At 71.8% G+C, this 2,046-nt stretch carries 1 protein-coding gene; it reads right to left on the reverse strand.

Annotated elements, in window-relative coordinates:
- Positions 1 to 2,043: polyketide synthase dehydratase domain-containing protein (locus AB0J58_RS44795; RefSeq protein ID WP_364227906.1), on the reverse strand; the 2,043-nt coding region annotated here is incomplete at its 3' end.
- Positions 2,044 to 2,046 lie beyond the last annotated feature (3 nt).

Raw genomic sequence — 2,046 nt, forward strand, 5'->3', positions numbered from 1 at the left:
CACCGCCTCTTCCGCCAGTGCCACGCGAGCCAGGCGGGCGACCCGCACCTCACCACCGCGCACCGCCACCTGCGGCTCGCCCGACGCCAGCACCGAACCCAGCACACCGCACAGGGCCTGCAGCGACGACTCCTGATCGTCCAGATCGACCAGGACGAACCGGCCCGGGTTCTCCGACTGCGCGCTGCGCACCAGACCCCGCACCGCCGCGGCCGCCAGATCGGTGACCACCTCATCGTCACCCGCCGCGACCGCGCCCCGGGTTACGACCACCAGACGGGAATCGGCGAACCGGTCATCGGCCAACCACTCCTGCGCCACCGCCAGCACCCGGGCGGTCAGCTCATGGGCCGACTCCGCCACCCCGTCCACCGGATCGGAGACGACCTCGGCCAGCACCGCACCCGGAACCGGACCCGTCTCGGCCAAAGACGCCACATCCGCGTGCACCTGAGCCGACCCACCGGCCGCCTCCCAAGCGGCGGCGACACCCAGCCGGTCAGGACCGAGCACCGCCACCGGCGACACCTCGGCCGCCGCGAGCTCCGCCAGCGGCGTCCACTCCACCCCGAACAGCGGATCCCTTCCCACGCCACGACCACCGGAGGCGACCGCGAACTGATCGGCCGACACCCGCCGCAACACCAGCGACCGCGCCGAGAACACCATCGCCCCGACGGCGTCCACCGCGCTCACCGAGACCGAATCATCACCCGTCCTGACCAGCCGCACCCGCAATACCGAGGCGCTACCCGCGTGCAGGCACACCCCGCCCCACGAGAACGGCAGCACCAGATCGTCGGAGTCGCTCAGCCCAGCGAAGGCCACCGCGTGCAGCGCCGCGTCCAGCAGCGCCGGATGCATCCCGAACGAACCCGCGCTCGACTCCACCTCCTCGGGCAGCACGGCCTCCGCGAACACCGCACCATCGGCACCCCGCCACGCCGCCCGCAACCCCTGGAACACCGGCCCATAACTCAGCCCGCCATCGGCCAGCCGCTCGTACAACCCGTCCAACTCGATCACGGAGGCGCCCTGCGGCGGCCACACCGCCGCATCGAACGGCGCCACAGCCGGACCGCCGGACACCAGCACACCGGTCGCGTACTCGACCCACGTCTCTTCGTCGGCGGCCTCGACCGGCCGGGCGTAGATGCTCACAGCACGACGGCCGGACTCTCCCGCCGCCACCCACACCTGCACCGCGACCGCGTCGTCCTCGCCCAGCACCAGCGGCGCGGTCAGGGTCAGCTCCTCGACCGCGTCGAACCCGACCTGGTCGGCCGCCCGTACGGCCAGCTCCACGAATGCCGAGCCCGGCACCACCACCGAACCCATCACCGCGTAGTCGGCCAGCCACGGATGCGACCGCAGCGACAACCGCCCGGTCAGCAACACCCCATCGGAACCGGCGAGCCCCACCGCGGCCCCCAGGAGCGGGTGTCCGGCCGAGATCAGGCCCGCGGCCACCACGTTCCCCACCCTGGAGCCGGCACCATCAGGCCACAACCGCTGACGCTGGAAGGCATACGTCGGCAACTCCACGCGGCGGCCACTCGGAATCACCGCCGGCCAATCCACCACCACGCCGTGCACGTGCAGCTCCGCCAGCGCCGACATGATGGCCGGCTCCTCGTCGCGACCCCTGCGAAGCACCGGCACGAGTACCGCGTCCGACCCCGTCAACAGGTCCTCGGCGGGCTGATCCGGGTCGGCGGCCAGGGTGTCCTGGGCCATCGCGGTCAGCACGCCATCGGGGCCCAACTCCAGATAGGCCCGCACGCCCCGCGCGTGCAGCACACGGACACCGTCCGCGAAGCGAACCGCGCCACGCACCTGATCCACCCAATAATCCGGCGAACACAACTGCTCGGCCGTGGCCTGCTCACCAGTCAGGGTGGACACGATCGCGATGCGCGGCTGATCGTAGGTGAGCGTGCCCGCCAGAGCGCGGAAGTCCTCCAGCATCGGATCCATCAACGGCGAATGGAACGCGTGCGACACCCGCAACCGCTTGGTGCGCACCCCGCGCTCCTCCAGCACGGC

The sequence above is a fragment of the Streptosporangium sp. NPDC049644 genome (assembly GCF_040675205.1).
In the GTDB taxonomy this organism is placed as follows: Bacteria; Actinomycetota; Actinomycetes; order Streptosporangiales; family Streptosporangiaceae; genus Streptosporangium; species Streptosporangium fukuiense.